This is a genomic window from Acidovorax sp. LjRoot194 (assembly GCF_964253015.1).
GTDB lineage: Bacteria > Pseudomonadota > Gammaproteobacteria > Burkholderiales > Burkholderiaceae_C > Acidovorax.
In genome coordinates, this window is sequence record NZ_CAXUQB020000001.1 from 1098271 (window position 1) to 1120120 (window position 21850).

Here is a 21850-nt window from a genome sequence, read left to right on the forward strand (position 1 = left end):
CGCAGTGTCGAAGCGATGGGCCAAGGCTTCGACAAGCTCAGCCCGAACGGTCCAGGAGATTTTCACCATGACTGCCTCCCTGCCGGACTTCCGGTCGCCCACCTTTCTGCGCCAGCATCTGCGCGACACCATGGCGTTCTACGACCCGGTGGCGACCGACCCGAGTGGCGGCCTGTACCACTTCTTCCTGGACGACGGCACGGTGTACGACACGCGCACCCGCCACCTCGTCAGCGCCACACGCTTCGTGGTCACGCACGCCATGCTGTACCGCACCACGGGCGAGGCGCGCTACCAGGCCGGCATGCGGCACGCGCTGCAGTTCGTGCGCGACGCTTTTCTGGACCCTGCCACGGGCGGCTACGCATGGCTGATCGACTGGCACGATGGCCGCGCCACCGTGCTCGATGCCACGCGGCACTGCTACGGCATGGCCTTCGTGATGCTGGCGTACGCGCGCGCGTTCGAAGCCGGTGTGCCCGAGGCGCGCGCCTGGCTGGCCGAGGCCTTCGACACCGCAGAGCGCCACTTCTGGCAGCCCGCGCACGGCCTCTATGCCGACGAGGCCTCGCCCGACTGGGCGCTGACCAGCTACCGCGGCCAGAACGCCAACATGCACGCCTGCGAGGCGATGATCTCGGCCTTTCGCGCCACGGGCGAGCAACGCTACATCGAGCGCGCCGAGCAGCTCGCGCAAGGCATCTGCCAGCGCCAGGCGGCCCTGTCGGACCGCACATCGGCCCCCGCCGCCGAAGGCTGGGTGTGGGAGCACTACCAGGCGGACTGGTCGGTGGACTGGGAGTACAACCGCCACGACCGCACCAACATCTTCCGCCCCTGGGGCTACCAGGTCGGCCACCAGACCGAGTGGGCCAAGCTGCTGCTGCAACTCGACGCCCTGGCCCCCGCCGACTGGCACCTGCCCTGCGCGCGCTTCCTGTTCGACGACGCGCTGGCCAAAGGCTGGGATGCCGTGCATGGCGGCATCGTCTACGGCATGGCGCCCGACGGCAGTGTTTGCGACGACGGCAAGTACCACTGGGTCCAGGCCGAAAGCATGGCCGCCGCCGCAGTGCTGGCCGTGCGCACCGGCGAGCCGCAGTACTGGGACTGGTACGACCGCATCTGGAGCTACTGCTGGGAGCACTTCGTGGACCACGAGCACGGCGCGTGGTTCCGCATCCTCGACGGCGCCAACCGCAACCACACGCGTGAGAAGAGCAACGCGGGGAAGGTGGACTATCACAACATGGGGGCGGTTTATGACGTGTTGTTGGCAATCGGTAACCGTGTCGGAGTGTGAAAGTTAATTTTTCAACACTCCTGATTATGAAGGTTTCGATTAATCCTGTGGCTAAAATTGGACGAAAGTGCTGAGTTTGAAAATCTGAAGATTTTTTCTCTTCTCCTGTGCCAGTGGTTTGCTAGATTGCGCATTTCTTAAAGATTAAGTTCAATGACACGCCCTAGAAGACCGGTTTTTAACCATGCATGGCGCGCTTTCATGACGGTTCGTGTTCCCGTCAAAGAGGTCGGGCGCAAGATTGGCGGTATGGTTTACAAAAACACTGAGCTTGATCCAAAGCTCGGTGGCTTTCAAAATGCTTGTGCCATCAGAATGAGCTATGTTCTGAATATGACTGGCTTTCCCATCCCCAAGGGGCAGTCATACAAGTCAGTCAGCGGTGCAGATGGTCAGCAGTATCTGTACCGTGTGTCAGAGATGATGGCCTATTTGGAAAAGACTTTTGGCAGGCCTGACAAGTCTGTGCGGGCGCCCAAGACGACCGACTTTCACGGGCTGAAGGGCATCATCGTTGTCAAGGGGCAAGGTTGGGCCAATGCTGTGGGGCATATCACGCTGTGGGATGGGGTCAAATGTTCTGATAGTTGCCATTTGATGGCAGACCCTGACAATGGTCCGTTTGTGCCTGATATTGGATTGCTCTGGGTCTTGTCATGAAAGCACTTTTTCTTGCGCTTGCGCTGATAGCATGGGTAACGCCACCGGCATTTGCACGGCCTTTGGCGCAGACCAGCCAATACTCCCAGAAAACACTGTTGAAGAATTGGGCTCTCAGCATTTGTCTGGCCCAGGTGGCGCAAGATGAGCGCACTGCGCAGGACGCCGCGTCAACGGCTGGCGCCTACCTGGAGTTTGGCCACCAAGATTTGGTGGTGTATGAGCAGATCAGGGCACTGGTTGCCAAGTATGTTGCGCTCCAATATGGCGGGTCAGTGCCCTCTGAGTTCAAGACCATGAAATGCATTGATCTATTTCACAGCAAAGAGTTGGATCAACTGACCGCCAGGGCAACAGTCAAAAAGTCGAAGTAGTAAATTTCTGAACAGCGAGTCCAGTCGTATCAACTGCCACGCTGAACAGAGACCCCGCCGGCACCTCAGCCTCTTGCTCCTCCACAGGCCGCCCGGCCCGCGCCGACGTGATGTACAGCGTGCGCAAGTCCTCCCCGCCAAAACACACCATGGTCGGGCACTGCACCGGCACAGCGATGCGCTGCAGTACATCCCCTGTGGGAGACAGCTGCAGCACGCAGGCCCCTTCGTACATCGCCACCCAGTAGTTGCCCTCCACATCCACCGCCGCGCCATCCGGCCGGCCTCCGTACGGCTGCCCATCCACCTTGCGGTCGAAGTGCACCCAGGGCCGTCGATTGGTGATCGCACCGGTGGTCAGGTCGAAGTCAAAGCGGTCGATGCGGTGCTCGGGCGTGTTGGACCAATACATCACGCGGTTGTCGGGGCTGAAGGCGAGGCCGTTGGCGGTGAAGTTGTCGCCGGCCATGTGCCGCACGGTGTAGCCGGTGCCATCTGCAGCCGCCGACAGGCACCACAGGGCCGCGTCGGGTGCGGTGCGCGGGGTGATCATCGAGCCTGCCCAGAAGCGGCCTGCCGCATCGCAGCGGCCGTCGTTCAGGCGCAGGCGCCGGGTGTCGTGCTGGTCCGGCGGCAACAGGGCGAGCAGGGTGAGGTCGCCGCTCGCAGTGTCGAGTTGGTAGAAGCCGTCCCGTAACCCGATTACGATGTTTCCGCCTGCCGAGGGCGCGCAGCATGCGGGCTCGCTGGGGGTCTTCCACTGGCGGTGCTCTCCGCTCACGGGGTTCCAGGCAATCACCGTGTGTCCCTGAATGTCACACCAGTAAAGGGATTTTTCCTCGGGGTGCCAGAAAGGAGATTCGCCCAGTTCGGACGGCGGAAGGGGCAGGCGCTTAAGGGTCATGGGTTGAAGTGCGGTGGTTATCGAGTTACATTCTAGGGCCCAGAACAGGGCCTGTGCACAGGCCTTTTCCCTCCTTTCCCCACCGATGGAGCATCCCATGCATTCAGTCGTAGCGCGCGTGACGGCTCGCATCATCCAGCGCAGCGTGGACACGCGGGCCGCCTACCTGGCCGGTGTCGACGCCATGATCCAGCGCAAGCCCCCGCAAGACCGCATGGGCTGCGCCAACCTGGCCCACGCGTACGCGGCGCTGCCCGGCGCCGAGAAGTTCAAGGTCACCGTCGAAAAGGCGCCCAACATCGGCATCGTGACGGCTTACAACGACATGCTGTCGGCCCACCAGCCGTACCAAAGTTACCCCGCGCTGCTGCGCGACGAGGCCGCCCGCCACGGCGCCACGGCCCAGGTGGCCGGCGGCGTGCCGGCGATGTGCGACGGCGTGACGCAGGGCACGCCCGGCATGGAGCTGTCGCTGTTCTCCCGCGACGCGATTGCCATGGCCACGGCGGTAGCGCTGTCCCACGACGTGTTCGACGCCGCGCTGCTGCTGGGCGTGTGCGACAAGATCGTGCCGGGCCTGTTGATCGGTGCGCTGCACTACGGGCACCTGCCCTGCGTGTTCGTGCCCGCCGGCCCCATGGGCTCGGGCCTGCCGAACAAGGACAAAGCCAAGGTGCGCGAGCAGTACGCGCAGGGTCTGGTGGGGCGTGACGAGCTGCTCAAGGCCGAGTCGGCCGCGTACCACAGCCCCGGCACCTGCACCTTCTACGGCACGGCCAACAGCAACCAGATGCTGCTCGAAGCCATGGGTCTGCATGTGCCCGGCGCAGCCTTTGCGCCACCCGGCACGGGCGAGCGCGAGGCCTTCACCCGCCAGGCGGTGCGCACGGTGCTCGACATCGGCAAGCGCGGCCAGCGCTTCACGCCCATCGGGCGCCTGGTGGACGAACGCTGCATCGTCAACGCCATGGCCGCGCTGCTGGCCACCGGGGGCTCCACCAACCACCTGATCCACTGGGTGGCCATTGCGCGCAGCGCCGGCATCCTGATCGACTGGACGGACTTTGACGAGCTGTCGTCCGTGGTGCCGCTGCTGGCCCGCGTGTACCCCAATGGCGATGCCGATGTGAACCAGTTCGAGGCCGCGGGCGGCCCGCCCTGGATCCTGCGCGAGTTGCTGGACAACGGCCTCATGCACGGCGACGTGCTCAGCGTGAACGCAGGCGGCATCGCCGAAGGCGGGCAGGCCGCACCGGCGGTGTCCGGCGATGTGTCGGTGCTGCGGCCGGTGAGCGAGCCGTTCTCGCCCACGGGCGGCCTGCGCCTGCTGCAGGGGCGCCTGGGCCGTGCGGTGATCAAGGTCTCGGCCGTGCCGGAAGACCGCCACATCATCGAGGCGCCCGCGCGCGTGTTCGACTCGCAGGAAGCATTGCTCGCCGCCTTCAGCGCGGGCGAGGTACAGCAGGACATGGTGGCCGTGGTCCGCTTTCAGGGCCCGCAGGCCAACGGCATGCCCGAGCTGCACAAGCTCACGCCCCCGCTGGCCGTGCTGCAGAACCAGGGCTTCAAGGTGGCGCTGGTGACGGACGGCCGCATGAGCGGCGCATCGGGCAAGGTGCCCGCCGCCATCCACGTGACGCCCGAGGCGCTGGCCGGCGGCCCGCTGGCCAAGGTGCTGGACGGCGACATCGTGCGGGTGGACGCCGTGGCCGGTACGCTCGACGTGCTGGTCGACGAGGCCACCTGGGCGGCACGCGTGCCGGCACCGTACAACGCGGCCTCGCAGGTCGGCTTCGGCCGCGAACTCTTCACCAACTTCCGCCGCCATGCGGGCGGAGCCGAGCAGGGCGCCTGCACTTGGCTGTAATGGTCTCGCCCTGAGCCGCTTCGCGCCTGCCCCAAAGGGAAAGCCACCGGTGGCCTGGCAGAGCCAGTTCCACGGTGGCCCTGGTAGGGCGTCGCGCCAGTTTCATCCGCCGCTTTCGGCACACAGTCACAAGGAAAAACCATGAATCCGCTTGATATCGCCAGCCATGGCCCCGTCATCCCCGTCATCGTGATCGACCGCGTGGAAGACGCGTTGCCGCTGGCCGAAGCCTTGCTCGCCGGTGGCGTGAAGGTACTGGAGGTGACGCTGCGCACCGCTGCCGGCCTGCCGGCCATCGAGACCATCGCCCGCAATCTGCCCGACGCCGTGGTGGGCGTGGGCACGGTGCTCAACGCCGACGACGCGCGCCGCGCGAGTGAGGCCGGCGCCCGCTTTGCCGTGAGCCCCGGCTACACCTCGGCCGTGGGCAGTGCCTGCAAGGGCCTGAACCTGCCGCTGCTGCCGGGCGTGGCCACTTCGGGCGAGATCATGGCGGCGCTGGCCGATGGGTTCTCGTTTTTGAAGCTGTTCCCGGCCGAGGCGGTGGGCGGCATTCCGCTGCTCAAGTCCTGGGTCAGCCCGTTCGGTGCGGTGAGTTTTTGCCCCACGGGTGGCATCACCAACGCCACTGCGTCCCACTACCTGGCGCTGCCCAATGTGCGCTGCGTGGGCGGCTCGTGGCTCACGCCCATCGACGCCGTGCGCGCGGGCGACTGGGCGCGCATCACGCAGTTGGCGCGCGAAACGCAAGGCTTGCGCAAGGCGGCCTGAATCCAGCGGATGTCGGGGCAATATCAGCCCCGATGCGCTGCTAGAGCTTGTCGTATCAGCGCCAATAGCTATCAAAAAATTAGCGATCCATGTGACATAGTGCGCCGCCTGAGGCGTGGTCATGTACGCGGCGAGTGGGCGCGTGGCGGAAGCACGCCGCTTCCTCCTATCATGCGCAGGGGCTTCGGGCCCCACACAAGAGGGAGCCTTTGCATTCTTCAATGCGTGAAGCGCCGAGCGTCAAGCGCCCGCAGACGCTGCAGCGATGCATGCGAATGCTCCCAGACGTTCATGTTTCCAAGAGAGGGAGTTCACTATGGATTTTGTTTCGGCTGTCAAAAGCTGCCTCACCCAGTACGCCACTTTTTCTGGGCGCGCTGTGCGTTCCGAGTTCTGGTGGTTTTTCCTGGCCCAGATTCTGGCGGTGGTCGTGGCCAGCTTTCTGGGTGACGTGGTCTCGGGCATTGTGTCCATCGCGCTGCTGCTGCCTGCGCTGGCCGTGGGTACGCGCCGCCTGCACGACATCGGCCGCAGTGGCTGGTGGCAACTGCTGTTGCTGACCGGTATCGGCTTCTTTCTGCTGCTGTTCTGGTGGGCGCAGCCGAGCGAAGGCTGATCTCTTCAGGCGGCGGGCTCAGGGCCTGCTTTCGCAGCCCGCTGTCCTCACGGTCAGCGGGCTTTTTGTTGGCGGCTGCGGGCCGCGCGGTCCCGGGCCAGGGGCGATCCGCAGGCCGCCCGCCGCGCTGGGGCAACGGGCAATGGGGTGAAAAAGCAGCAAAAAAGGGCCTGCCGCTTGATAGAAAAGCGCTGATAGCTATCAAATAAGGAGCAAAGGCCTGTAGCCACGGACGCCCGGATGTTGCCGATGTACGACATCCTGCGCTCAAGGCCACCAGTATGGCGTTTTGATTTTTAGAATAGAAATCATTCTTATTTCTATTATCGAGAAATCATGACATTTCCATACCGGCCGACCGCGGTCTGCATAGGCATTGCCCTGGCCTTCGGTGCCGTGCCTGCGGGGGTGATGGCACAAAGCGCCACAGCCACATTGTCCGAAGTGCGCGTGGACGCCAACGCCGAAAAAGAGTCCGCCACCGCCCCCGTGGTGGGCTACCGCGCGCGCAATGCGGCCACCGCCACCAAGACCGACACCCCGCTGTCGGAAACCCCGCAGTCCGTCACGGTGGTCACCCGCGACCAGTTGGTGGACCAGGGCGCCACGACCTTTCAGGAGGCACTGCTCTACGCAGCCGGGGTGCGCAGCGATGCCTACGGGCTGGACAGCCGCTCCGACAGCGTTCGGGTGCGCGGCAGCTCGCCCGATACGTACCTCGACGGCCTGCGCCAGAGTTACAACTACTACACCAGCACCATCGCGTCCGACCCCTACGCGCTGGAGCGCCTGGAAGTGCTGCGCGGCCCGTCCGGCATGCTGTTCGGTGCGGGCACCGTGGCCGGCGTGGTCAACATGGTCAGCAAGCGCCCGCTGCAAGAATCGCAGCGCGAAGTGGGCGTGCAGTTCGGCAGCTGGAACCGCAAGCAGTTGCAGGCCGACCTGACGGGCCCGCTCACCAAAGACGGCGAATGGTCGTACCGGCTGGTGGCCGTGGCGCGCGATGCGGACACCCAAACCGACTACGTGAAAAACGACCGGCGCCTGATCGCACCATCGCTCGCCTGGCGCCCCAATGGCGCTACGTCGCTCGTCCTGCAGGCCCACTGGCAGCAAGACCGTACCGGCAGCACGGCGCAGTTCCTGCCGTGGTCGGGCACGCTCCTGCCCAACCCCAATGGCAAGCTGCCCATCAACCGCTTCATCGGCGAGCCGGGTGACTACTACGACACCGACCGCGAATCCATCGGCTACCTGTTCGAGCACCGCTTCAACGACGCCTGGACCGTGCGCCAGAACCTGCGCCTGGCGCGCAACGAGAACCGGGGCGGCTATCACTACGCCGACTTTTTCTCTGACCCCCGCATAGACCCCGTCAACCAGCGCCTGGTCGGCCGCCTGTACGGCAAGAACGTCACGCGCACCCGCATGGCCGCGGTGGATACGCACCTGCAAGGCAACATGACCACAGGCGCGGTGCGCCACCAGTTGCTGCTGGGCGTGGACTGGAACCGGCAGACCGAGAACAAGACCGAAGCCGATGACTCGTACAACGCGCCCATCGACGCGTTCGCACCGGTGTACGGCAACCGCATCAACCCTGCGATGGCCGTCAAACCCGAGAACGTGCAGCGCCAGAGCGGCCTGTATGTGCAGGACCAGATGAAGTGGGGCAACTGGATCTTCATCGCGGGCCTGCGCCACGACCGCGCCGTGAACGGTCTGGCTGGCTCGGCCGATGACCGCACCAGTGACACCACCAAGCGCCTGGGCGTGATGTACCAACTGGCCGGAGGCTGGACGCCCTACATCAGCTACGCCGAGTCCTTCAGCCCGGTCAGCGGCACCAACGCCTATGGCCAGCGCTTCAAGCCGCTGGAGGGCGAGCAGATCGAGGTGGGCGTGAAGTACGTGCCCGAGGGCAGCTCCACCCAGTTCACAGCCGCGGTGTATGACCTCAAGGAAAAGAACCAGCAGGTGGCCGACCCCACCAACCCCAAGAACGTGCTGCAGGTGGGCCAGACCCGCAACAAGGGCCTGGAGCTGGAATACAAGGCCCGCGTCGCCACCGCGTTCGATCTGACCGCCCACTACAACTACACCGATGCAGACCCGCTGCTCGAAGGCCTGCCGCGCCATCAGGCTGCCGTGTGGGGCGTGTACCGATTTGCCGTCGGCAATGTGCGCGGCTTCTCGGTCGGGGCAGGGTACCGTTGGCTGTCGTCGTTCCGCGACCGCACCGGGCCCGAGGTGCCGTCCGCCAGCGTCGTCGACGCACTGCTGGCCTACGACACGCAGGACTGGCGCTACGCGCTCAACATCAGCAACCTGGCCGACAAGAAGTACATGAGCACCTGCCTGGCGCGCGGCGACTGCTGGTGGGCCACCCGGCGCAACGTGGTGCTGAGCGCGACGTACCGGTTCTGATCGCTGGCACAGCACGTCAACGCATCAATCTGTAGCTATTAGCACGCCGTGGAACCGCTCACGCCGAGCCTGTCGAAGCGCCGCGCAAGGCTTCAACAGGCCCAGCCCGAACGGCAGGAGCGCTGAGTACAACCTGAAGTGCCATCCCTAGGGCGCCACCCAGTAAAAAACCCCGCAGGCTTCGCAGCCTGCGGGGTTTTTTGTGGAAGCTTGCGCGCGGCAGGATCGTGGCCCACCCCGCGCAGGTCCGGTGGGCAATTACATGCCCATGCCGCCCATGCCACCCATGCCGCCCATGTCGGGCATGCCGCCGCCAGCACCGGCCTCGTCCTTGGGTGCTTCAGCAACCATGGCTTCGGTCGTCAGCAGCAGCGATGCCACGGAGGCAGCGTTCTGCAGGGCCGTGCGGGTGACCTTCGTGGGGTCCAGAATGCCCAGCTCGAGCATGTCTCCGTACGTGTCGTTCGAGGCGTTGAAGCCGTAGTTGCCCTTGCCGGCCAACACTGCGTTCACCACCACCGAGGCTTCGCCGCCGGCGTTGTTCACGATTTCGCGCAGGGGCGCTTCGATGGCCTTCAGGACCAGCTTGATACCGGCTTCCTGGTCAGCGTTGTCGCCCTTGATCGAGTCACCGACAGCTTGCTTGGCACGCAGCAGGGCCACGCCGCCACCAGCCACAACGCCTTCTTCCACAGCTGCGCGCGTGGCGTGCAGTGCGTCTTCCACGCGGGCCTTCTTTTCCTTCATTTCGACTTCGGTGGCAGCGCCGACCTTGATCACGGCCACACCGCCAGCCAGCTTGGCCACGCGCTCTTGCAGCTTTTCGCGGTCGTAGTCGGACGTGGCTTCTTCGATCTGCACGCGCACTTGCTTGACGCGGGCTTCGATGTCGCCAGCTGCGCCAGCGCCGTCGATGATGATGGTGTTTTCCTTGCCCACTTCGATGCGCTTGGCCTGGCCCAGGTCGGCCAGGGTCACCTTCTCGAGGGTCAGGCCCACTTCTTCAGCGATGACCTTGCCGCCCGTCAGGATGGCGATGTCTTCCAGCATGGCCTTGCGGCGGTCGCCGAAGCCAGGAGCCTTCACAGCCACCACCTTCAGGATGCCGCGGATCGTGTTGACCACCAGCGTCGCCAGGGCTTCGCCGTCGACTTCTTCGGCAATGATCAGCAGGGGGCGGCCGGCCTTGGCGACTTGCTCCAGCGTGGGCAGCAGGTCGCGGATGTTGCTGATCTTCTTGTCGAACAGCAGCACGAAGGGGTTGTCCAGAATGGCGGATTGCTTTTCTGGGTTGTTGATGAAGTAGGGCGACAGGTAGCCGCGGTCAAACTGCATGCCTTCCACGACGTCCAGTTCGGAGTCGAGGGACTTGCCGTCTTCCACGGTGATCACGCCTTCCTTGCCGACCTTGTCCATGGCGTCAGCGATCAGCTTGCCGATGGTTTCGTCGGAGTTGGCGGAGATCGAACCGACCTGGGCGATTTCCTTGGAGGTGGTCGTGGGCTTGGAAGCCTTCTTCAGCTCGGCGACCAGGGCCGTCACAGCCTTGTCGATACCGCGCTTGAGGTCCATCGGGTTGATGCCGGCGGCCACGTACTTGAAGCCTTCGCGCACGATGGCTTGAGCCAGCACGGTAGCGGTGGTGGTGCCGTCACCAGCGTTGTCGCTGGTCTTGGAGGCCACTTCCTTCACGAGCTGGGCGCCCATGTTCTGCAGCTTGTCCTTGAGTTCGATTTCCTTGGCCACGGACACACCGTCCTTGGTCACGGTAGGGGCGCCGAACGAGCGCTCCAGCACCACGTTGCGACCCTTGGGGCCCAGGGTGACCTTGACCGCGTTGGCCAGGATGTTCACGCCTTCAACCATGCGTGCGCGGGCTTCGCCGCCGAAAACTACGTCTTTTGCTGCCATGTTTGGCTCCTAAATTCAGAAATTCTTTAAACGGATAACGGGTTGTGGTGAAAGAAAGCGTAGCGAGCAGGTGTCAGGCTAGGCGCACGGAGCGCAGCAACCGGAACGTACTTGCCTAGTACGTGAGGATTGCGAGCACCGCGCAACGACGCCTGGCGCCTGCGCAGTAGCTTTATTTCTCCACAACGGCGAACAGGTCGTCTTCCTTCATGACCAGCAGCTCGTCGCCGTTCACCTTGACGGTCTGGCCCGAGTACTTGCCGAACAGAACGCGGTCACCGACCTTCACGTTCAGGGCGAGTACTTCGCCCTTGTCGTTCTTCTTGCCGGGGCCGACGGCCAGCACTTCACCTTGATCGGGCTTTTCAGCGGCGTTGTCAGGGATCACGATGCCGGAGGCGGTCGTGGTTTCGCTTTCGATACGCTTGACGATCACGCGATCGTGCAGAGGGCGAAGGTTCATTGCAATGCTCCTGTTGTCAGTGAAAAAAGGCTGAGGACTCCAGCGCCCGGCGGACCAGACGCTACAAAATTCCCGGCAGACACGCGTGTTAGCACTCGTCTGGGGTGAGTGCTAATGATACGGGCAATTGTGGCGGTTTCAAGACGGGGCCGGCATTTGCCCGATCTGAGAGGTAACCAGAGGATGCAGGGCAGCCCGCCTTGAAACCCCGAAATGCGCGCGTCCCCACCCCGGATTCGGCCTTTGTGCTACCAGCCGGCGCCCTCCGTTGCCATGGACAGGGCCCGCCCTTGTGATGTGGAACCTCGCCGACAGCCCGGGGTGGACCTGTACCGTACATTAATCGCAATGAACCTGGTCACGTCCGTTATCTCCGAGCCGTCCGTGGATAGCGAGGAAGCGATTGCGCGGGACATTGCTGCCGTGGGAAAGCTCAGCATTGTTCCTCGCCTGCTGAAGCTTTTGTGTGACAACACCGGCATGGGATACGCCGCCATAGCGCGGGTGACCGATGAGACCTGGACCGCGTGTGCGGTGGAAGACCGCATCCAGTTCGGTCTTGGCCCAGGCGGGCAGCTCGACCTGAAAACCACCCTGTGCTACGAATCCCGGCAAATTCGGCGGCCGATCGCGTTTGATCACGCCAGCGAAGACCCCACCTTTCGCGATCACCACACGCCCAGAATCTACAAGCTCGAGAGCTACATCTCGGTGCCCATCATTCGCCCCGACGGGTCCTATTTCGGTAACCTGTGCGCTATCGATCCCAACCCTGCGCAGGTCTCTGACGTCCGCACGGTGAACATGTTCACGGCGCTGGCGGACATGATCGCGCTGCAGCTGTCGATCGATGAAGCCTACGAGGCCGCGCACCAGGAAGTGGCCGAGCAGCGGGCGATTGCCGGTCTGCGGGAGCAATTCATTGCGGTGCTGGGGCACGATCTGCGCAACCCGCTCGCGGCCATCGCCACCACGGCCGAATTGCTCGCACGCAGGCCGCAGCCGCAGGACCAGAAGCTCGCCGAGCGGCTGCGTAGCAGCACACGCCGCATGAGCGGTTTGATCGACAACCTGATGGACTTTGCGCGCGCACGGCTGGGTTCCGGGATCGGTGTCGAGATCCGATCTGCGGTCGACCTGGCCGACGCCCTGTCCGCGGTGGTCGACGAGGCCCGCGCCGCCCATCCCCAGATGGTCATACAGGACTTGATTCGCGTCGATGCACCCGTGGCGTGTGACCCGCCGCGCATTCAGCAACTGCTGTCCAATCTGCTGGGCAACGCCTGTCACCATGGCGACGTGCAGCAACCGGTGCTGGTCAATGCGCACATCGAGAACGGGACGCTCGAAATCTCCGTGCGCAATCGCGGCGGTGGCATTTCGGCCGAGGACCTTGAGAAAATCTTCCAGCCGTATTGGCGCCCCGCCTCCAGCAAGCCTGGCGGAGGCCTGGGACTCGGGCTGTACATCTGCTCCGAAATCGTGAAGGCGCACGGTGGTGAGCTGGTGGCCACCTCGACCGTCGAAGGCGGCACCTGCTTCACTGCGCGACTGCCGATCAGCCGCTAGAAAATACGCGGCGTCTGGCCGCTGCCGCGCAGCCTCTGCGCAGATACCGATGGGCGCCGCGCCTGACGCTACACGCCAGACCCGTGGCGCTACTGCTGAACGCTCCCAAACACAATGGACATGCGCTCAACGGTCATCGGCTTTGAACAGGCCGCGCACATTCATGGCCGCCAGGCACACCTGCAGGGCAATCACTGCGTTGGCACCCGCCGGAATGCCCCAGCCCACCCACAAGACATTGCTGGCCAGAAACACCCAGAACCCGATCTTGCGACGGTGCTGGTCGCGCGACCCTACCAGCCAGGCCGCCAAGACCGACGCGGCAAACGCCGGCCACTGGATGAGGTCGACCCAGTCAGTCATGGAACTTGCAGTGGCGCATGTCAGATGACCGCAGCCACCAGTGCTCGGTCCACGGCCTCTGGCGCAGTCAGGTACCAGTCCTTGTCCAGCACCTGCTGCTCGATCTGCTGCGCGGTGAGCGAGGTCCCCTCCGCCAGCTTCGCGAAACCCTCGCTTTGCAGGCGCTGTCCGGATTCGATCTCTGCCAGCACGTCGTTGACCTTGGCCCTGCAACTTCTCAAGGCACCATCCAGTGTGATGCTGGCGGTCATCTTGCGCTCATGGATGAGCAGCTCGCAGTCGCGCGTCAGGAAGCGCCGGGCTTTGGGTATCGCAGACATGATGGTGACGCCGGCGGAGTACACATAGGTCTTGCCCAGAAAGTAGATGTCTCTGCCTTCCAGTTGCCACAGCCTCAACTCTTCGGCGATGCGGCGCCCGACTTCTGCGTCTCCACCCGACGTGCTCAACTCGAACACGATCGGGCCGTTGGTTTTTGCTTCCGATTGCTGGCGAAAAAATTCTGACAGCATGAGCTCATTGACGTTGCCGAACAGGCGGATGTCGGGGGACAGGGAGGGAATGGAAGTCGTCATCGTTCAGGTAGGTTGAAAAGAATGGTGGCGTGAGGATTTTTGTAGGCTGTTGTCCGAAGCAGCGTGTGGCGGGTAGGCACCCACACGGGCCACGCAACGACGTCAAGAATGCGAAGGGCTGTAGGGCGCATCCGTCTGTTGCGATGCATCGGACAGTTGCATGACCTTGTCGGGCGTCATGGGCGTGCTGCGGATGCGCTTTCCGGTGGCGTGAAAGATGGCGTTGCAGATGGCCGCGGCCACGCCGACCTGGCCGATCTCGCCCACGCCTTTGGCGCCCAGGCGGCTCACGATCCTGTCGTCCTCGTCGACGAAGATGACGTCGATGTCGTGGATGTCCGCCTGCACGGGGATGTGGTACTCCGCAAAGCTGTGGTTCATGAAGCGGCCCAGCGTGTTGTCTGAGTGCGCCTCTTCATGCAGGGCCTGGCTGATTCCCCAGACCACGCCGCCGTAGATCTGGCTGCGCGCGGTCTTGGCACTGATGATGCGGCCGGCCGCGATGGCGCTCACCACGCGGGTCACGCGCACCGTGCCCAGCTCCTCGTCGACCCGCACCTCGCAAAAAACCGCCGAGTGCGTGGCCCGCGAATACTTGCGCTGCTTGAGCATGTGGGGAAGCATCAAGTACTTCTCCTCCAGCGGTGCGCTCATCGACGCAAGGACCGTGGCAAGCGGGACATGCGCCCCCGCCACGCCCTTCAGGCGCAATGCGCCGCGGACAAACTCCACGTCTGCAAAACGTGCCTTGGCCAGCGGCGAACCCTTCAGCCCCCGCGCCATCTTGAAGAGCGTTTTCTGCAGCTTCTCGCAGACCCCTTCGACAGCCGAGCCGACTGTCGCAACGTGGGAGGAGCCGCCTTCGATGGGCGCCACGGGCAAGGTGGAATCTCCCAGCTTGAAGGTCACGTGTTCCATTGGCAGCCCCAGGGCGGCGGCTGCAATCTGCGCCATCACGGTGTAGGTGCCGGTGCCGATGTCGCTGGCCGCACTGCTGACTTCCAGACGCCCGTCGGGATGCAGCACCGCGCGGGCGCGGGCGAACATTTGCATGGCGTCCCACACGCCGGTCGCCATGCCCCAGCCGATCAATTCGTTGCCGTCCCGCATGGAGCGCGGCTCCAGCGTGCGGCGAGACCAGCCAAAGCGCTCGGCGCCCTGCGCGTAGCAGGCCTTCAATTCCTTGGTGGAATGGGGCAGGTCGGTGGTGGGGTCGAACTCTGCATAGTTCCTCAAGCGCAGCGCGAGCGGATCCATCTTGAGCGCGTGGGCCAGCTCATCCATGGCCACCTCGATCGCGTGCACCCCGTGTGCAGCACCCGGCGCCCGCATGTCGATGGGGCTGAAGCGGTCGAGATCGACGAGTTTGTACTCCAGCCGCACGTTGTCGCTGCGGTACAGCTGCCCGGACCAGTTGACGACGACTTCGACGTAGTCTTCCAGGCGCGAAGTCTCTGCAACGGCCTCATGAATGATCGATCTGAGCCGTCCATCACTGTCGGCAGCCAACCGTACCCGCTGCGTGGTCTCGGGCCGATGGCCGAAGGTGAACATTTGCTGGCGCGTCAGCACCACGCGTACCGAGCACTCGGTATGCAGCGAGGCCATGACCGCAAGAATGAGGTTGTATTGCGGCCGAAGCCCCGACCCGAAAGCGCCACCCACGAACGGGTTCTTGACGGTGACTTTGTCTTTGCCCAGCCCGAAGACGCGGGAGACCACCCAGCGGCTGTTCTGCGATCCCTGCGTCTTGTCGTAGATGGTGAGGTGCCCTTCGTCGCCACGGACGACGGTTGTTGCGTGCATCTCCATGGGGTTGTGATGTTCTGCACCGCTGTAGTAGCTGGCATCGATTTTCACGGGCGCCGCTACAAACGCGGCGTCTGCGTCGCCCTTGGGTTTGGGGGGCGGCACATACCCGGCCTTGAATCCCTTGGGCTCGTGGGCGCGATGGACTTCCGCGCGCAGATCGGTGGCATGCGGCTCGGTGTCGTACTCCACCTGCACGAGTTGTGACGCTTCGCGAGCGGCTTCAAAGGTGTCGGCCAGCACCAGGGCAATGGGCTGGCCGCTGTACAGGATGGCGTCGCTGTACAACGGCTTGAACGGCGATCCGCCCGGCGCAGTCATGTCCTTGTAGAAGATATCCATGGACCGGGTCCGCGGACGGTTCTCGTGGGTCAGGATATCCCGCACGCCGGACACGGCCCTCGCCCGGTCCAGCAACAGGCGGGCGATCCGGCCGCGGGCGACGGTGCTGTTGACCACCACGCCAAAGAGCATGCCCTGCACGAAATGGTCTGCCGCATACAGCGCCTGGCCGGTGACCTTCAAGGGCCCATCGGTGCGTGACAGCGAGTCGCCAAGCTGGACATAACCTGTGCCCGCTTCGGCCATCGGCTGTTGGGTGGCGGGAATGATGGACGGGTTCACAGGGCTTGCCCTTTCTTCGCTCTGCCCGGAAGCAGGCTGGTGTGCTTGGCCATGGCCATTTCAAGTGCGCGCACTACCGCACGCTGCGCCATCGGAATCTTGAAAGCATTGCTGCCCAGGGCGCTTCCCTGGGCCTGGGCGCCAGCGATCAGAGCCGATCCCGCTTCAGAAAAAGCCGCACGGTCTGGCCGCTTCCCGTGCAGCAGCCGCTCCACATCCGGCAGGCGCCAGGGCTTGTGCGCCACACCTCCCAGCGCAATGCGGGCCTCGGCGATACGGCCGCCGTCGTCGATGTGCAGGGCCGCGGCGACGGACACCAGCGCGAAGGCGTAAGACGCCCGCTCTCTGATCTTGAGGTACGCGCAATGCTCCACAAAATCGGGCGCGGGCGGCAGTTCGATGTGCGTGATGAGCTCGCCCGGCATCAACGTGTTGTCCACGTCCGGCTGGTCACCCGGCAAGCGATGAAATTCCAGAAACGGGATGCTTCTGCGACCGCCCAACGACTCGACATGCACCACTGCATCGAGCGCCGCCAGTGCCACGCACATGTCGGAAGGGTGCGTGGCGATGCACTCCGTGCTGGCGCCCAATATCGCGTGCTGGCGCGCCAGGTTGCCGATGGCCGAGCATCCGCTGCCGGGTTGGCGCTTGTTGCACGGCGTGCCGGTGTCATAGAAGTAGTAGCACCGCGTGCGCTGCAAAAGGTTGCCCCCGTCCGTGGCCATGTTGCGGATCTGCGGAGATGCACCAGACAAAATCGCGGCGGACAAAAGGGGATATTGCTCTTGCACCAGCGGGTGATGTGCGGTGGCGGCGTTGCGCGCCAAAGCGCCGAGCATCAGGCCACCGCTTTCGGACGGCTCGATATCGTGGAGCGCCAGCGCATTGATGTCCATCACATGCTCTGGCCGTGCCACCCCTTCTTTCATCAGGTCCAGCAGATTCGTTCCGCCGGCGATGAAGGCGCCCTTGCCACCCCAGCCGACCGCCGCCGCGACATCGCTGGCTGCTGCATAGGTGAAGCGTTTCATGGCGCTGCCTGCTGTTCGAGTGCAACTTCGGCCACGGCATCCAGGATCTGCACATACGCCCCGCAGCGGCAGAGGTTTCCGCTCATGAGCTCGCGAATCTCATCCCGCGTTTGTGCGTGCCCTTCGTTGATCAAGCCCACTGCCGAACACAGCTGGCCGGGCGTGCAGTAGCCGCACTGGAATGCGTCGTGCTCCATGAAAGCCCGCTGCAGAGGGTGGAGTTGGCCTGCGGTGGCCAGGCCTTCCACCGTGGTCACGCTGGCACCGTCGCGCATGACGGCGAGCGTGAGGCAGGCGTTGATGCGTTCTCCATTAACCAGCACGGTGCAGGCGCCGCACTGGCCGTGATCACACCCTTTTTTAACGCCGGTCAGACCGAGTTTGTCGTGCAGAAGGTCCAGCAATGTCACGGAAGACTCGACGTCGAATTCGCGCTTCCAACTGTTGATCGTCAGCGTGATCGGGTGGGACATGGGGGCCTTGATCGTTATTCGGAAAAAACGATTCTGAGTCGATGCCTTTGGCCGTCTCTGTCGGACAACACGCACTTCACGGGCCCGCATCCCGAGCGCGCATCGCCTGAAATGATTGTTCTCAATACTGGAACAGTCAGTTCGCGACCAGGTGGTTTTTCTCTGAACACCACCGGCGTACAGTTCAACCCATCGATGAGCCGAACCCGCAAGGCGACTCACCGAACCCGGTTCAAGAATGGTTTTTGTCCCGGCTTTATTGAGACGCTTTTTTAACTTCAAGGACTTTCATCATGAACAACACCGCACGCTTCCTCTCCATCGCCGCTGTCGCTGCTTTCGCTTCCTTCGGTGCACAAGCCGACGAAGCCGATGCTTCGCAATATGTGTCCAAGTTCGAAACCAACCGCACCCGCGCTGAAGTGGCTGCAGAAGCTGCAACCGTCGCCCAGACACGCAGCATTGAGCCCGCAGGTTCGCGCGTGGTGACCTACAAGTCCACCGCTGACCGCGCTGCTGTGCGTGCCCAGGCTGCTGACGCTGTGCGCACTGGCCAGATTCCTTCGGGTGAGCAAGGCTGAGCTGAATCCGACGGATTCAGCTTCCTGACTCTCTCTATAAAAAACCTGATTTCTAAAAAATACACTGGACTTTCATCATGAACAAGACCGCACGTTTCCTCTCCATCGCCGCTGTGTCCGCTTTCGCTGCCTTCGGTGCCCACGCTGACGAAGCCGACGCTTCGCAATTCGCCACCAAGTTCGAAACGAACCGCACCCGCGCCGAAGTGGCTGCCGAAGCCTCCACCGTTGCCCAGACCCGCAGCATCGAGCCCGCTGGTTCGCGCGTCGTGACCTACAAGTCCACGGCTGACCGCGCTGCGGTACGCGCCCAGGCTGCTGAAGCCGTGCGTGCTGGCACGATCCCTTCGGGCGAAATCAGCGCGATGTAATTGACGCAGTTGCGGGCCTTCCCATGGTGGTGGCATTGGCGGCATGTGCCGCGGGTGCTGCTGCCATGGGGAGTGTTTTGATCGCAGCTGTCCCAAGCAAAATGGGCTCCCTGATGGGAGCCCTTTTTGTTGGCGGGACAGGGTGAATTTGGAGGCCTTGGCTTGCGTCGGCAACCTCAGTGCGTGGCGAGGTACTCGCGGACCTTGTCGGCCGAGCGGCCGACCGCAGCGACTGCATCGCGCAATTGGGTTTCGGTCACGCCCAGGCTGTTGGTCCAGTCGCGCACTTCGTAGGGTTCGCTCAGGTTGATGAAATTGCGGTCCTGTGCCGTTTTGTTCTTGTCGTCGCTCATGAAATGCTCCTTGATGAAGCAGCAAAAAATAGCATTGGCGACCAAAGCCATCTGTAGGACAAGGCTGCTTCGGGGCCGCAGACATGAATAGGCGATGGGCCCAAAAAAAGGGCCCGCACGCAGCGGGCCCAAAGACGCTTCATCTACCGGTGCCTGATCACCGGCAAATTCACAGTGCCACCGTGCGCGATCAGGCTTAGTAGGACTATGACCCCTCGGCCTGCGGTCATGAGGCCTATAGGCAGCGTTTTGGAAGCGAGAAAAAAATGCACTCCCAAGCCGTTGGAAACAGAGAGATGAGGAAGATGAGGAGAGATGAAGTCTGTGACGCCAGTCCGGTGAGGCAGTTGGCAGTGCACTGAGCCTCGCCCCGGATTCATGGGTCTTGTGCCAGGGCACGCGTCAGGCCATGGATAACAACTAGCCTCTGCGCACAAATCGCCCTGCACGTGCGCCGGTGGCGCGCAGCCGGGCCGTGTAGCTCAGCATGCCGTTGACCCAGACCCGCTCGATGCCTTCGCTGAACTGCTGCGGGTGCTCAAACGTGGCCACGTCTTTGACCCGCGCCGGGTCGAACACCACCACATCGGCCGTATGGCCCGCCAGCAGGGTGCCGCGCGCACCCAGCCGGAAGCGCCGGGCTGACAGGCCCGTCATCTTGTGCACGGCTTCTTCCAGCTGTAGCAAGCCCTTCTCGCGCCAGTAGCAGGCCAGCACGCGCGGAAAGGCGCCCCACAGCCGCGGGTGGGGCCGCTCGTCGTGCGGCAGGCCGTCGGAGCCGATCATGGACAGCGGGTGCGCGATCACGCGCTCCACGTCGTCCTCGCGCATCTGGAAGTAGCACGCCCCGCCGGGCTTGAGCCGCACAGCCGCCTCCTGCTGCGACACGCCCCATTCGCTCGCGATGTCGGCCAGGTAACGCCCACCCATCTCCGGGTGCGGCTGGCTGCCGGTGATGAGGATGTCGATGATGCCGTCCACCAGGTCCTCGCGCAGCACGGTGGAGCCCGCCGTGTAGGGGTACACGTCCATGCCGATCTCCTGGCCGCGGGCCAGCTCCTCCAGCAGCGGCAGTGTCTCGCGGGTGCGGCCCCAGTTGGCCGGGCCCGCGCATTTGTGGTGCGATATCACCAGGGGCAGGCCGGACTGCCGGGCCGTCAGCGCGGCCTCCTGCAGCGCCGGCAGGATGCCTGCCAGTTCGTCGCGCACATGGGTGGCGTAGACACCGCCATTGCGTGCGGCCACGCTGGCCACCGCCACGAGTTCGTCCTGGTCGGCCGCGTAGGCCTCGCTGTAGAAGATGCCGGACGACAGCCCCAGCGCACCGGCGTCCATGGCCTCCTGCATGTCGGTGGCCATGGCCGCGCGCTCGGCCGGCGAGGCCGCCTGGCGCAAGTCCGCCAGATGCCGCATGCGCAATGCCGTGTGGCCCATCAGCGCCGCCACGTTCACCGCGGGCTGGGCCGCGTTCACGGCATCGGCGTAGCTGGCCATGCTCGCATGCCGGAACTGCAGGCGGCCCAGCAGCGACAGGGGCGCGGACGGCGCCTCGGTCACCACGGGCGCGAGCGAGATGCCGCAGTTGCCCACGATCACCGTCGTGATGCCCTGTGACAGCTTGGGCAGCATGGCCGGGCCGTCCAGCACGGCCGCGTCGTCGTGGGTGTGCACATCGATGAAGCCGGGGGCTATCACCAGGCCGGTGCAGTCGATTTCTTCGGGCGTGCCGGCGGCGGCCAGGTCGGCCGGTGCGATCTGGCCCGGCGCCGCGATGGCCAGGATGCGGTCGCCGTGCATCAGCAGGTCGCCCTGCCAGCCGGCCGCGCCGGTGCCGTCCACGATCAAGCCATTCTTGAGCAGCGTTGCGGGCGCCATGTCACTCCTCCCGCGCCGGCAGCTTGTGCGCGCCGCCTTCCAGCGCCCCCGCGTACTCCGCGCTGTCGAAGCCGTGCTTGTGCAGCAGCTGCTTGAACTGCTGCAGCCCGCGCGCGGCCACCGGGCCGAGCTTCTGGGCCAGGCGCACCATCAGGATCTCGATGACCACCAGGTGGGCCAGGTAAGCCTCGGTGCCCACGCGCATCACCGCGTCCTGCGGCACGGACACGGCCAGCACCAGGTCGGCCGCCTCGGCCAGCGGGGTGCCCGGCTGGGTCAGGGCCACCACGGTGGCGCCCTGCGAGCGGGCGAAGCGCGCGGCCTCCAGCGTGTAGGGCATGCGGCCCACGTGCGAGATCACAAAGGCCACGCCGTCGGGCCCGAGCGTGCTGGCCGAGACCAGCTGCTGGTGCGCATCGAAGATCGCGTTGGCCGTGCAACCCAGGCGGAACAGCCGGCTTTGCAGCTCGCTGGCCATGAAGGTTGACGCAGCGCCCACCGAATAGCAATCGATGCGGCGCGCCGCGGCCAGCCGCTCGGCCACCTGGTCGAGCACCTGGGCATCGAGGTTGCGGCCCAGCTCGGTCAGCGAAGATACGGCCGCGTGCACGATCTTGCTGGCCACGTCGTGCGCGCTGTCGTCGGCCAGCACGCTGCGGTGCAGGTGCGAGCCGGACACGGCCAGGTCCTGCGCCAGCGCCACCATGAACTCGCGCACCGAGTCGTGCCCGAAGCTGCGGCAGGTGCGCACGATGGTGGGCATGGAAACGCCCGCCTGCTGGGCCAACTGTTCCACGGTGGCCACCACGGCCGCGCGGGGGTCTTCCAGCACCACGCGCACCACGCTGCGCTGAGCCTCGGGCAGGTCGGGCTGGCGCTCGCGCAACTGCTGCAGCAAGCTTTGGGATGTGTGTGTGATGGCCATGC

The 21850-nt window shown here is 64.3% G+C and carries 21 protein-coding genes; 10 read left to right on the plus strand and 11 right to left on the minus strand.

The window, feature by feature from the left end; translation table 11 throughout:
* Window positions 1-67: 67 nt before the first annotated feature.
* From ACSQ3N_RS05050 to ACSQ3N_RS05060, 3 genes are all read left to right on the plus strand, one after another.
* Window positions 68-1303: an AGE family epimerase/isomerase gene (locus ACSQ3N_RS05050; RefSeq protein WP_436145748.1), complete on the plus strand. Its 1236-nt coding sequence runs from the start codon at window positions 68-70 to the stop codon at window positions 1301-1303.
* Between the two features lie 201 nt (window positions 1304-1504).
* Window positions 1505-1963, plus strand: a complete 459-nt coding sequence (locus ACSQ3N_RS05055) for a type VI secretion system amidase effector protein Tae4 (RefSeq protein ID WP_436145749.1) — start codon at window positions 1505-1507, stop codon at window positions 1961-1963.
* Window positions 1960-2337, plus strand: coding sequence for a T6SS amidase immunity protein Tai4 family protein (locus tag ACSQ3N_RS05060; RefSeq protein ID WP_436145750.1), 378 nt, complete (start codon window positions 1960-1962; stop codon window positions 2335-2337). The genes ACSQ3N_RS05055 and ACSQ3N_RS05060 overlap by 4 nt, the downstream gene beginning before the upstream one ends.
* Here ACSQ3N_RS05060 and ACSQ3N_RS05065 read toward each other — a convergent pair.
* Window positions 2321-3241, minus strand: a complete 921-nt coding sequence (locus ACSQ3N_RS05065; RefSeq protein WP_436145751.1) for an SMP-30/gluconolactonase/LRE family protein — start codon at window positions 3239-3241, stop codon at window positions 2321-2323. The two genes, ACSQ3N_RS05060 and ACSQ3N_RS05065, sit on opposite strands and share 17 nt — an antisense overlap.
* A gap of 97 nt (window positions 3242-3338) precedes the next feature.
* Here ACSQ3N_RS05065 and edd point away from each other — a divergent pair, with 97 nt between their 5' ends.
* The 4 genes from edd to ACSQ3N_RS05085 all read left to right on the plus strand — a co-directional run bounded on the left by edd (window position 3339) and on the right by ACSQ3N_RS05085 (window position 8922).
* Window positions 3339-5108, plus strand: a complete 1770-nt coding sequence (edd, locus tag ACSQ3N_RS05070; protein WP_436145752.1) for a phosphogluconate dehydratase — start codon at window positions 3339-3341, stop codon at window positions 5106-5108.
* A 141-nt stretch (window positions 5109-5249) separates the two neighbouring features.
* The gene (eda, locus tag ACSQ3N_RS05075; protein ID WP_436145753.1) at window positions 5250-5879 is read left to right on the plus strand and encodes a bifunctional 4-hydroxy-2-oxoglutarate aldolase/2-dehydro-3-deoxy-phosphogluconate aldolase; all 630 of its coding nucleotides are present in this window, start codon (window positions 5250-5252) and stop codon (window positions 5877-5879) included.
* 316 nt (window positions 5880-6195) lie between these two features.
* On the plus strand, window positions 6196-6495 hold the full coding sequence (locus ACSQ3N_RS05080) for a DUF805 domain-containing protein (protein WP_056173272.1): 300 nt from the start codon (window positions 6196-6198) through the stop codon (window positions 6493-6495).
* Between the two features lie 336 nt (window positions 6496-6831).
* Window positions 6832-8922 carry a TonB-dependent siderophore receptor gene (locus tag ACSQ3N_RS05085; RefSeq protein WP_436145754.1) on the plus strand — a complete coding sequence of 697 codons (2091 nt, stop codon included), beginning with the start codon at window positions 6832-6834 and terminating at the stop codon, window positions 8920-8922.
* A 258-nt stretch (window positions 8923-9180) separates the two neighbouring features.
* Here the strand turns inward: ACSQ3N_RS05085 and groL are convergent, their stop codons facing one another.
* Together groL and ACSQ3N_RS05095 are read right to left on the minus strand one after the other, a co-directional pair.
* Complete coding sequence (gene groL / locus ACSQ3N_RS05090) at window positions 9181-10833, minus strand: chaperonin GroEL (RefSeq protein WP_436145755.1); 1653 nt, start codon at window positions 10831-10833, stop codon at window positions 9181-9183.
* 172 nt (window positions 10834-11005) lie between these two features.
* Window positions 11006-11296 carry a co-chaperone GroES gene (locus tag ACSQ3N_RS05095; RefSeq protein ID WP_056173280.1) on the minus strand — a complete coding sequence of 97 codons (291 nt, stop codon included), beginning with the start codon at window positions 11294-11296 and terminating at the stop codon, window positions 11006-11008.
* Between the two features lie 348 nt (window positions 11297-11644).
* On the opposite strand from ACSQ3N_RS05095, the gene ACSQ3N_RS05100 reads away from it, so the two are divergent.
* Entirely contained in the window at window positions 11645-12865 is a 1221-nt protein-coding gene (locus tag ACSQ3N_RS05100; RefSeq protein WP_436145756.1) for a sensor histidine kinase, read from the plus strand.
* 126 nt (window positions 12866-12991) lie between these two features.
* Here the strand turns inward: ACSQ3N_RS05100 and ACSQ3N_RS05105 are convergent, their stop codons facing one another.
* The 5 genes from ACSQ3N_RS05105 to ACSQ3N_RS05125 all read right to left on the minus strand — a co-directional run bounded on the left by ACSQ3N_RS05105 (window position 12992) and on the right by ACSQ3N_RS05125 (window position 17743).
* The gene (locus tag ACSQ3N_RS05105; protein ID WP_436145757.1) at window positions 12992-13228 is read right to left on the minus strand and encodes a hypothetical protein; all 237 of its coding nucleotides are present in this window, start codon (window positions 13226-13228) and stop codon (window positions 12992-12994) included.
* A gap of 20 nt (window positions 13229-13248) precedes the next feature.
* Window positions 13249-13803, minus strand: coding sequence for an ATP-dependent Clp protease proteolytic subunit (locus ACSQ3N_RS05110; protein WP_436145758.1), 555 nt, complete (start codon window positions 13801-13803; stop codon window positions 13249-13251).
* Window positions 13804-13905: 102 nt separating this feature from the next.
* A complete protein-coding gene (locus tag ACSQ3N_RS05115) occupies window positions 13906-16200 on the minus strand; it encodes a xanthine dehydrogenase family protein molybdopterin-binding subunit (RefSeq protein ID WP_436147921.1) in 2295 nt (764 codons plus the stop codon).
* Between the two features lie 32 nt (window positions 16201-16232).
* Entirely contained in the window at window positions 16233-17270 is a 1038-nt protein-coding gene (locus ACSQ3N_RS05120; protein ID WP_436145759.1) for an FAD binding domain-containing protein, read from the minus strand.
* Window positions 17267-17743 carry a (2Fe-2S)-binding protein gene (locus tag ACSQ3N_RS05125; RefSeq protein ID WP_056173295.1) on the minus strand — a complete coding sequence of 159 codons (477 nt, stop codon included), beginning with the start codon at window positions 17741-17743 and terminating at the stop codon, window positions 17267-17269. Before ACSQ3N_RS05125 ends, ACSQ3N_RS05120 begins: the two co-directional genes overlap by 4 nt.
* A gap of 293 nt (window positions 17744-18036) precedes the next feature.
* Here ACSQ3N_RS05125 and ACSQ3N_RS05130 point away from each other — a divergent pair, with 293 nt between their 5' ends.
* Together ACSQ3N_RS05130 and ACSQ3N_RS05135 are read left to right on the plus strand one after the other, a co-directional pair.
* Window positions 18037-18324 (plus strand): hypothetical protein, encoded by a 288-nt coding sequence (locus ACSQ3N_RS05130; protein WP_056173298.1) that lies wholly within the window; start codon window positions 18037-18039, stop codon window positions 18322-18324.
* A gap of 77 nt (window positions 18325-18401) precedes the next feature.
* Window positions 18402-18695 carry a hypothetical protein gene (locus ACSQ3N_RS05135; protein WP_056173302.1) on the plus strand — a complete coding sequence of 98 codons (294 nt, stop codon included), beginning with the start codon at window positions 18402-18404 and terminating at the stop codon, window positions 18693-18695.
* A 176-nt stretch (window positions 18696-18871) separates the two neighbouring features.
* On the opposite strand, the gene ACSQ3N_RS05140 is transcribed toward ACSQ3N_RS05135, so the two are convergent.
* From ACSQ3N_RS05140 to ACSQ3N_RS05150, 3 genes are all read right to left on the minus strand, one after another.
* Window positions 18872-19048: a DUF3606 domain-containing protein gene (locus tag ACSQ3N_RS05140; protein ID WP_082517130.1), complete on the minus strand. Its 177-nt coding sequence runs from the start codon at window positions 19046-19048 to the stop codon at window positions 18872-18874.
* A 420-nt stretch (window positions 19049-19468) separates the two neighbouring features.
* Window positions 19469-20923 (minus strand): N-acyl-D-amino-acid deacylase family protein, encoded by a 1455-nt coding sequence (locus ACSQ3N_RS05145; RefSeq protein WP_056173307.1) that lies wholly within the window; start codon window positions 20921-20923, stop codon window positions 19469-19471.
* A gap of 1 nt (window position 20924) precedes the next feature.
* Entirely contained in the window at window positions 20925-21848 is a 924-nt protein-coding gene (locus ACSQ3N_RS05150; RefSeq protein WP_056173310.1) for a MurR/RpiR family transcriptional regulator, read from the minus strand.
* Window positions 21849-21850: the final 2 nt, after the last annotated feature.

Coding starts and splice junctions, on each gene's coding strand:
- ACSQ3N_RS05055 (WP_436145749.1), top strand. CDS start 1,505: ATGACGGTTCGTGTTCCCGTCAAAGAGGTCGGGCGCAAGATTGGCGGT.
- ACSQ3N_RS05110 (WP_436145758.1), bottom strand. CDS start 13,803: ATGACGACTTCCATTCCCTCCCTGTCCCCCGACATCCGCCTGTTCGGC.
- ACSQ3N_RS05130 (WP_056173298.1), top strand. CDS start 18,037: ATGAACAACACCGCACGCTTCCTCTCCATCGCCGCTGTCGCTGCTTTC.
- ACSQ3N_RS05085 (WP_436145754.1), top strand. CDS start 6,832: ATGACATTTCCATACCGGCCGACCGCGGTCTGCATAGGCATTGCCCTG.
- ACSQ3N_RS05140 (WP_082517130.1), bottom strand. CDS start 19,048: ATGAGCGACGACAAGAACAAAACGGCACAGGACCGCAATTTCATCAAC.
- ACSQ3N_RS05145 (WP_056173307.1), bottom strand. CDS start 20,923: ATGGCGCCCGCAACGCTGCTCAAGAATGGCTTGATCGTGGACGGCACC.
- ACSQ3N_RS05125 (WP_056173295.1), bottom strand. CDS start 17,743: ATGTCCCACCCGATCACGCTGACGATCAACAGTTGGAAGCGCGAATTC.
- edd (WP_436145752.1), top strand. CDS start 3,339: ATGCATTCAGTCGTAGCGCGCGTGACGGCTCGCATCATCCAGCGCAGC.
- ACSQ3N_RS05095 (WP_056173280.1), bottom strand. CDS start 11,296: ATGAACCTTCGCCCTCTGCACGATCGCGTGATCGTCAAGCGTATCGAA.
- ACSQ3N_RS05135 (WP_056173302.1), top strand. CDS start 18,402: ATGAACAAGACCGCACGTTTCCTCTCCATCGCCGCTGTGTCCGCTTTC.
- ACSQ3N_RS05105 (WP_436145757.1), bottom strand. CDS start 13,228: ATGACTGACTGGGTCGACCTCATCCAGTGGCCGGCGTTTGCCGCGTCG.
- ACSQ3N_RS05080 (WP_056173272.1), top strand. CDS start 6,196: ATGGATTTTGTTTCGGCTGTCAAAAGCTGCCTCACCCAGTACGCCACT.
- ACSQ3N_RS05120 (WP_436145759.1), bottom strand. CDS start 17,270: ATGAAACGCTTCACCTATGCAGCAGCCAGCGATGTCGCGGCGGCGGTC.
- ACSQ3N_RS05060 (WP_436145750.1), top strand. CDS start 1,960: ATGAAAGCACTTTTTCTTGCGCTTGCGCTGATAGCATGGGTAACGCCA.
- eda (WP_436145753.1), top strand. CDS start 5,250: ATGAATCCGCTTGATATCGCCAGCCATGGCCCCGTCATCCCCGTCATC.
- ACSQ3N_RS05065 (WP_436145751.1), bottom strand. CDS start 3,241: ATGACCCTTAAGCGCCTGCCCCTTCCGCCGTCCGAACTGGGCGAATCT.
- groL (WP_436145755.1), bottom strand. CDS start 10,833: ATGGCAGCAAAAGACGTAGTTTTCGGCGGCGAAGCCCGCGCACGCATG.
- ACSQ3N_RS05050 (WP_436145748.1), top strand. CDS start 68: ATGACTGCCTCCCTGCCGGACTTCCGGTCGCCCACCTTTCTGCGCCAG.
- ACSQ3N_RS05100 (WP_436145756.1), top strand. CDS start 11,645: ATGAACCTGGTCACGTCCGTTATCTCCGAGCCGTCCGTGGATAGCGAG.
- ACSQ3N_RS05150 (WP_056173310.1), bottom strand. CDS start 21,848: ATGGCCATCACACACACATCCCAAAGCTTGCTGCAGCAGTTGCGCGAG.
- ACSQ3N_RS05115 (WP_436147921.1), bottom strand. CDS start 16,200: ATGGCCGAAGCGGGCACAGGTTATGTCCAGCTTGGCGACTCGCTGTCA.